This is a genomic window from Yinghuangia sp. YIM S09857, from assembly GCF_051388915.1.
Classification (GTDB): Bacteria; Actinomycetota; Actinomycetes; order Streptomycetales; family Streptomycetaceae; genus Yinghuangia.
This window is the reverse complement of the sequence record NZ_JBPKBH010000007.1, coordinates 492,391-500,386: the sequence shown is the minus strand read 5'-3', so window position 1 is coordinate 500,386 and position 7,996 is coordinate 492,391. Positions and strand designations below refer to the sequence as shown.

General features: G+C 70.0%; 2 protein-coding genes and 1 pseudogene. All 3 read left to right on the top strand.

Annotation, left to right across the window (positions count from 1 at the left end; genetic code table 11):
* Positions 1–39 precede the first annotated feature (39 nt).
* A complete protein-coding gene (locus ACRX5S_RS18445; RefSeq protein ID WP_436774066.1) occupies positions 40–5,634 on the top strand; it encodes a HAMP domain-containing protein in 5,595 nt (1,864 codons plus the stop codon).
* A 348-nt stretch (positions 5,635–5,982) separates the two neighbouring features.
* Positions 5,983–6,696, top strand: a complete 714-nt coding sequence (locus ACRX5S_RS18440; protein WP_436774037.1) for a response regulator — start codon at positions 5,983–5,985, stop codon at positions 6,694–6,696.
* Between the two features lie 342 nt (positions 6,697–7,038).
* Positions 7,039–7,996 (top strand): annotated as a pseudogene (locus tag ACRX5S_RS18435) (DNA translocase FtsK); the annotation flags it as partial.

Sequence of the window (7,996 nt, the reverse complement as noted above, 5' to 3'; positions counted from 1 at the left end):
GGTGGCGTCGCCACCCCCCGGCGTGATGACGAGCGCGAGCTGCGCCAGTTGCTCGACGCGCTGACCGCCGTGCGCGACGGCAACTTCCGGCGCCGCCTGTCCGTGTCGAGCGACGGCCTGATGGGGGAGGTCGCCGCCGTCTTCAACGACGTCGTGGACCGCAACCAGCACCTGGCCAACGAGCTGGCCCGGGTACGCCGCGTGGTCGGCCGCGAGGGGAAGCTGAGCGAGCGCTTCGTGCCGGGGCCCGGTGAAGGGGCCTGGGCGACCAGCTTCGATGCCGCGAACGCGCTGGTGGACGACCTGGTCCGGCCGACCGTCGAGGTCGGACGGGTGCTCGCCGCGGTGGCCGAGGGCGACCTGTCGCAGCGCATGGACCAGCGCATCGGGGACCAGCCGCTGCGCGGTGAGTTCAACCGCATGGGGCGCACCGTCAACGGCCTGGTGGACCAGTTGTCGGCGTTCACCAACGAGGTCACCCGGGTGGCGCGCGAGGTCGGCACCGAGGGCAAGCTCGGCGGCCAGGCGCAGGTGCGCGGCGTGTCGGGGAGCTGGAAGGATCTGACCGACTCGGTCAACACCATGGCCAGCCGCCTCACGCTCCAGGTGCGCGACATCGCCCTGGTGACGACCGCGGTGGCGAAGGGCGACCTGTCACGCAAGGTGACCGTCGAGGTCGCCGGCGAGATGCTGGAGCTCAAGAACACCGTCAACACCATGGTCGACCAGCTCTCCGGGTTCGCCGACGAGGTGACCCGCATGGCCCGGGAAGTCGGCACCGAAGGCCGTCTCGGCGGCCAGGCCCGCGTCGAGGGCGTCTCGGGGACGTGGAAGGACCTGACCGACTCGGTCAACGTCATGGCGGGCAACCTGACCGCCCAGGTCCGCGACATCGCGCAGGTCACCACCGCGGTCGCGTACGGCGACCTGACCCAGCGCATCACCGTGTCGGCGCGCGGCGAGATGGCCCAGCTCGCCGAGACCATCAACTCGATGACGGGGACCCTGCGGACCTTCGCGTCCGAGGTGACCCGAGTGGCCCGCGAGGTCGGCTTCGAAGGCCGCCTCGGCGTCCAGGCCCAGGTGCCCGGGGTCGCCGGGACCTGGAAGGACCTGACCGACAACGTCAACACGGCGTTCTTCAACCTGACCGCGCAGGTCCGCGACATCGCGCAGGTCACCACCGCGGTCGCTCAGGGTGACCTGTCGCAGAAGATCACGGTGGATGTGTCCGGCGAGATGCTGGAGCTGAAGAACACCGTGAACACGATGGTCGACCAGCTCTCGGCCTTCGCGTCCGAAGTGACCCGTGTCGCCCGCGAGGTCGGCAGCGACGGCATCCTCGGCGGCCAGGCCCAGGTGCCCGGGGTGGCAGGCACCTGGAAGGACCTGACCGACTCCGTCAACTTCATGGCCGGGAACCTGACCGGTCAGGTCCGCAATATCGCCCAGGTGTCCACGGCCGTGGCCCGGGGAGATCTGTCGCAGAAGATCACGGTGGATGTGTCCGGCGAGATGCTGGAGCTGAAGAACACCGTGAACACGATGGTCGACCAGTTGTCGGCCTTCGCGTCCGAAGTGACCCGTGTCGCCCGCGAGGTCGGCAGCGACGGCATCCTCGGCGGCCAGGCTCGCGTCGTGCCCGGCGTCGCGGGTGTGTGGCTCGACCTCACCGACTCGGTGAACTTCATGGCCGGGAATCTCACCGGCCAGGTCCGCAACATCGCCGACGTGACCACGGCCGTCGCGCGCGGTGACCTGTCCAAGAAGATCGACGTCGACGCCCGCGGCGAGATCCTCGAACTCAAGAACACCGTGAACACGATGGTCGACCAGTTGTCGGCCTTCGCGTCCGAAGTGACCCGTGTCGCCCGCGAGGTGGGCACCGAAGGCATTCTCGGCGGCCAGGCCCAGGTGCTCGGGCTGGGCGGTGTGTGGCGTGACCTGACGTACTCCGTGAACTTCATGGCGGGCAACCTCACCGGCCAGGTGCGCAGCATCGCGTCGGTGGCCACCGCCGTCGTGCGGGGCGACCTGTCGCAGAAGATCACCGTCGACGCGCGCGGCGAGATCCTGGAGCTCAAGACCACCATCAACACGATGGTCGACCAACTCTCGGCGTTCGCGGGCGAGGTCACGCGCGTCGCCCGCGAGGTGGGCACCGAAGGACGCCTCGGGGGCCAGGCCGACATCAAGGGTGTGTCGGGCACCTGGCAGGACCTGACCGAGTCCGTCAACGTCATGGCGAGCAACCTGACGGGCCAGGTCCGCAGCATCGCCGAGGTCACCACGGCGGTGGCCCGGGGCGACCTCACACAGAAGATCATGGTCGACGCCCGGGGCGAGATCCTCGAACTCAAGGACACCATCAACACGATGGTCGACCAGCTCTCCGCGTTCGCCGACGAGGTGACGCGGGTGGCTCGCGAGGTGGGTACGGAAGGGATCCTCGGCGGCCAGGCCCGCGTCCGGGGTGTGTCGGGGACCTGGAAGGACCTGACCGACAACGTCAACTCGATGGGCAACAACCTGACCAGTCAGGTGCGCAACATCGCGCAGGTCGCAACCGCGGTCGCCGACGGCGACCTGTCCCAGAAGATCACCGTGGACGCCCGCGGCGAGGTTCTGGAGCTGAAGAACACCATCAACACGATGGTGGACACCCTGCGCGCGTTCGCCGACGAGGTGACGCGGGTGGCCCGCGAGGTGGGTACGGAAGGGATCCTCGGCGGCCAGGCCCACGTGCCCGGTGTGTCGGGGACCTGGAAGGACCTGACCGACAACGTCAACTCGATGGCCGACAACCTCACCGGCCAGGTGCGCAGCATCGCAGAGGTGACCACCGCGGTCGCCCGAGGCGATCTGTCGCAGAAGATCACGGTCGACGCGCGCGGCGAGATCCTGGAGCTCAAGACCACCATCAACACGATGGTCGACCAACTCTCCGCGTTCGCGGGCGAGGTGACCCGCGTGGCCCGCGAGGTGGGCACCGACGGCATCCTCGGCGGCCAGGCCGAGGTCGAGGGCGTCTCGGGGACCTGGAAGCAGTTGACCGAGAACGTGAACGAACTGGCCGGGAACCTGACCCGCCAGGTGCGCGCCATTGCCGAGGTCGCCACCGCGGTGACCCGCGGCGACCTGACCCTCCAGATCGACGTCGACGCCCGCGGCGAGATCCTGGAGCTCAAGGACAACATCAACCAGATGATCGCCAACCTCGGCGAGACGACCCGGGCCAACCGCGAGCAGGACTGGCTCAAGACCAACCTGGCGCGCATCTCGGGCCTGATGCAGGGCCGCCGCGACCTCATGGCGGTCGCCGCGCTCATCATGAGCGAGCTGACCCCGGTGGTGTCCGCCCAGCACGGCGCGTTCTTCCTCGCCGAGCCCACCGTCGAGGACCGCATCGAGCTGCGCCTGATCGCCAGCTACGGCTACCAGAACGGCGGCGCCCCGACCCGCTTCCGGCTCGGCCAGTCGCTGGTCGGCCAGGCCGCGCTGGAGAAGCGCTCGATCCTGGTGGAGAAGGCGCCGCCGGGCTACATCAAGATCTCCTCGGGGCTCGGGGAGGCGTCCCCGGTCAACGTGGTCGTGCTCCCGGTGCTGTTCGAGGACCAGTTGCTCGGCGTGCTCGAACTGGCGTCGTTCAGCGCGTTCACCCAGGTTCACCGCAACTTCCTGGAGCAGTTGAACGAGCAGATCGGCGTCACCGTCAACACGATCATGGCGAACTCGCGCACCGAGATGCTGCTCGCCGAATCGCAGCGGCTGACCGAGGAGTTGCAAGAGCGTTCCGAGGAACTCCAGCGTCAGCAAGGCGAGTTGCGGCACTCGAATGCCGAACTGGAGGACAAGGCCGAGCTGCTGGCCCGACAGAACCGCGACATCGAGATCAAGAACAACGAGATCGAGCAGGCCCGCAAGGCGCTGGAGGAGCGCGCCGAGCAACTGGCGCTCTCGTCCCGGTACAAGTCCGAGTTCCTGGCGAACATGTCGCACGAGCTGCGGACCCCGCTCAACAGTTTGCTGATCCTCGCCAAGCTGCTGGCCGACAACGTCGAGGGCAACCTCACCCGCAAGCAGGTGGAGTTCTCCGAGACCATCCACGCGGCCGGTTCGGACCTGCTGCAACTCATCAACGACATCCTCGACCTGTCCAAGGTGCAGGCCGGAAAGATGGACGTGCGCCCGGCGCGCATCGCCCTCGTCCAGCTCATGGACTACGTCGAGGCCACCATCCGCCCGCTGACCTCCGAGAAGGGCCTGGACTTCACCGTCCACGTCTCCTCCGAGGTCCCCGCGACGCTCTACACCGACGAGCAGCGCCTGCAACAGGTGCTGCGCAACCTGCTGTCGAACGCGGTCAAGTTCACCGACAGCGGCTCCGTCGAGGTGGTGATCCGGCTCACCGACGACATCCCGGTCACCGGCGGGGACCTGGAGGACGCCGAGCAGGCCATCGCGTTCTCCGTGGTCGACACCGGCATCGGGATCGCCGAGGACAAGCTCAAGGTCATCTTCGAGGCGTTCCAGCAGGCCGACGGCACGACCAGCCGCCGCTACGGCGGCACCGGCCTCGGGCTGTCGATCAGCCGGGAGATCGCCTGGCTGCTCGGCGGCGAGATCCACGCGGAGAGCGAGCCGGGCCGCGGCAGCACGTTCACGCTCTACATCCCGCTCGACAACGTGCTCGCGGAGGACGACCCGACCCCGGTCGGGGTCGCCCTCGCCCGGCAGGGTGGGGTCGACGGGGAGCCGCGGCAGATCGCCGCGCCCGCCGAGGCGCCCGAAGGCGAGGCCGAGGCCCCGCGTCGTGCGCCCGGCGCGCCCGCCCGCCGCCGCGTCCTGGTGGTCGAGGAGCCACATCCGGACGGCGGCCCGATCGTCACGACCCTCGCGGGGCTCGGCGACCAGGTCGAGGTGGCGACCGCGGCCACCGCTTCCGAGGCGACCGCGGCCGTCGAACTGTTCGGCCCGGCGTGCATCGTCGTCGACCTGAGGCTGGCCGAGGACGGCGCCTGGCGGCTGCTGGACGCCCTGACCGACCGCGTCGACCTGGAGGACGTCCCGGTCCTGGTGCACGTCCCCGGGCGGCCCACGCGCTCCGAGGCGGCCCGCCTGCGCGGCTACCGGCGCCGCATCGCCACCCTGCACCGGGTGTCCTCGCCGGACGCCCTGGCCGACTTCGTCGCGGACGTGGCGCGGCCCACACCCGCCGAGACCCGGACCAAGCCGACCGTCGAGCCGTTCGAGGGAGCCTTCCACGGCGAGAAGGTGCTGATCGTCGACGACGACGTCCGCAATGTGTTCGCTCTCACAAGCGTGCTGGAGCAGTACGGCCTGGTGGTCACCTACGCGGAGAACGGCCGCGAGGGCATCGAGAAGCTTCAGGCGGAAGAGGACATCGCCATCGTCCTGATGGACATCATGATGCCCGAGATGGACGGATACGCTACGACCGCGGCCATCCGGCGTATGCCGCAGTACGCGGGGCTTCCGATTGTTGCGCTCACGGCGAAGGCAATGAAGGGCGATCAGGAGAAGAGCATCGCGTCCGGAGCATCCGACTATGTGGCCAAGCCCGTGGACACCGCGCACCTCCTCGGCCTCATCCGTACCTGGCTGGAACACTGAGGCGGCCCAAGGGAGTTGACGCTGCCCCACCTATCCGTTTCCTGGCGAAACGTACACTGTTGCGGCAGGGGCCCGGGCTCGCCCGGGAACCCCGGGGGTGTCGGCGGCGTTGAATCCGTGGGAGGGTTCTGCGGGGTTTTCCGACACCGTACGTTGGTTTTCGGTTACGCCGTGCGGTCGTCGCTTCCGGAACCGCCTGCCTCGGCCCGTCCGAGAGCACTAGCATGACCGGGACGACCACAGACCTCGACCAGTATGTGTACGAAGCGGCAGAACACTGAGCCAGAGACGAGCGGAGCCGACCGGGACGCGGGCATGCCCGGGTCGCCGGATCGAAGAGGGTGGGCCATGACGGAGAAGGCCAAGATCCTCCTGGTCGATGACCGTCAGGAGAACCTCCTTGCACTGGAGGCGATCCTGTCCGCACTGGATCAGACCCTCGTGCGCGCCCACTCCGGCGAGGAGGCGCTGAAGGCCCTGCTCACGGACGAGTTCGCGGTCATCCTGCTCGACGTGCAGATGCCCGGCATGGACGGATTCGAGACAGCCGCGCACATCAAGCGACGCGAGAAGACCCGGGACATCCCGATCATCTTCCTGACCGCGATCAACCACGGTCCGCACCACACCTTCCGCGGTTACGCGGCGGGAGCGGTCGACTACATCTCCAAGCCGTTCGACCCGTGGGTCCTGCGCGCCAAGGTCGCGGTGTTCGTCGACCTCTACAAGAAGAACTGCCAGCTCCGCGAGCAGGCCGCACTGCTGCGCGGGCGGCTGGACGCGGTCCCGGGGGAGAACCGCAGCGGCGATGTCCTCGCCGAGCTCTTCACGCGCCTCACAGCCCTTGAGGAGAGCGCCGACGGCATGGCCAAGCAGGTCGAACTGTCCGCGGACCCGTCCCTGACCGCGTCGGCGAACCAGGTCCTCAGCCGGGTGGCCCGGCTCCGCGCCGCCCTGGACGCGCTCGTCCCGGCACCTGCGGGCCACGGCGGCCCGCCACCCGCGGACCAGCGCCCGACCATCCCGCCCGCGGCCCGCCGCCCACCCGACGCCAACGCCTGACCTCTGGCGCCGCCCCGCCGCCCGCCGCCCCGCCGAAGCGGCCGCCCGCACCGAAGCCGCCCCGCCCGCCGACGCCCCCACCGCGTCGGCCCGCACCGACGCACCGCGCGGCCGATCAGTGCTCGCCCCGGCCACGGACAGGCCCTGCCACGCAAGCCCCCGCTCACACACCGTGCACGCCAGAGCAGTGCCCGTCCACCGGCCACCGACCGACCCCCACCACCCCGACATTCAGTAGGCCAGGGGTGTGAATGGGGCGGACCGGGTTGCAGCGGGCGACACGCGTCGATGAGTTCGTTGTGACACGTGAGACGCGGGTGTCCGGGGGGTAGCCTCGCTTTTATGGCCACGCGTACGTCCGGCGGCGGCGCCCGCACCGGCGGCGCCGCGAAGAAGAAGGCACCGGCCAAGAAGCCGGCGCCTCCTCCTCCGCCGCCCCCGAAGGGCGTGTTCGAGAAGATCGGCGACCTGGTCTTCCGTGTGGTCAAGGGCATCTGGCTGGGCATCGCGCACGCGCTGGGCGGCGTGTTCCGCAGCATCGGACAGGGCGCCCGCGGCCTCGACCCGGCGCACCGCAGGGACGGCCTCGGCCTGGCCCTGTTCGGCCTGGCGATCGTGATCGCCGCCGGTGCCTGGGGCAACGTCGACGGCCCGGTCGGCAACCTGGTCGACGCCACGGTCGCCGGGCTGGTCGGGCGGCTCGACGTCCTCGTCCCGTTCCTGGTCGCGGCCCTCGCGATCCGCGTGCTGCGGCACCCGGACCTGGTCGACGCGACCGGGCGCATCGTGATCGGTTGCACGGCACTGGTGTCCGGCGTCCTCGGCATGATCCACATCGGCTCGGGCACCCCGCGCCCAGGCGACGGGGCCACCGCCATGCGCACCGCGGGCGGCCTGGTCGGGTACGTCTTCTCCGCCCCGCTGGTCGAGTCCGTCACCAAGTGGGCGGCCATACCGCTGCTGCTCCTCGTCATCTTCTTCGGCGTGCTGGTGGTCACCGCGACCCCGATCGCGTCCGTCCCGTACCGGCTGCGCGGCTACCTGGGCTTCCCGGGTGGCGAGGAGATGTACGACGACTACGACCCGTACGACGACGAGTACCAGGACGACGACCGCGCCGAGGACGCCGAGGACGAGCCGCGCCGCGGGCGCAGACGCTCCGCCCCCGCCGCCGACCCGCTCGAAAAGCAGCCGCCCGAGGCGGGGGACGAGGCCGTGCGCCGCGCCCGGCCCCGCCGTCGGCAGGGCGCCATGGGCCAGGGCCCCGACCCCGTCGACGTCGCCGCGGCGGCCGCCGCGG

Excerpts from the sequence above, each read along its gene's own strand:
- ACRX5S_RS18440 (WP_436774037.1), top strand. The coding sequence starts at position 5,983 with ATGACGGAGAAGGCCAAGATCCTCCTGGTCGATGACCGTCAGGAGAAC.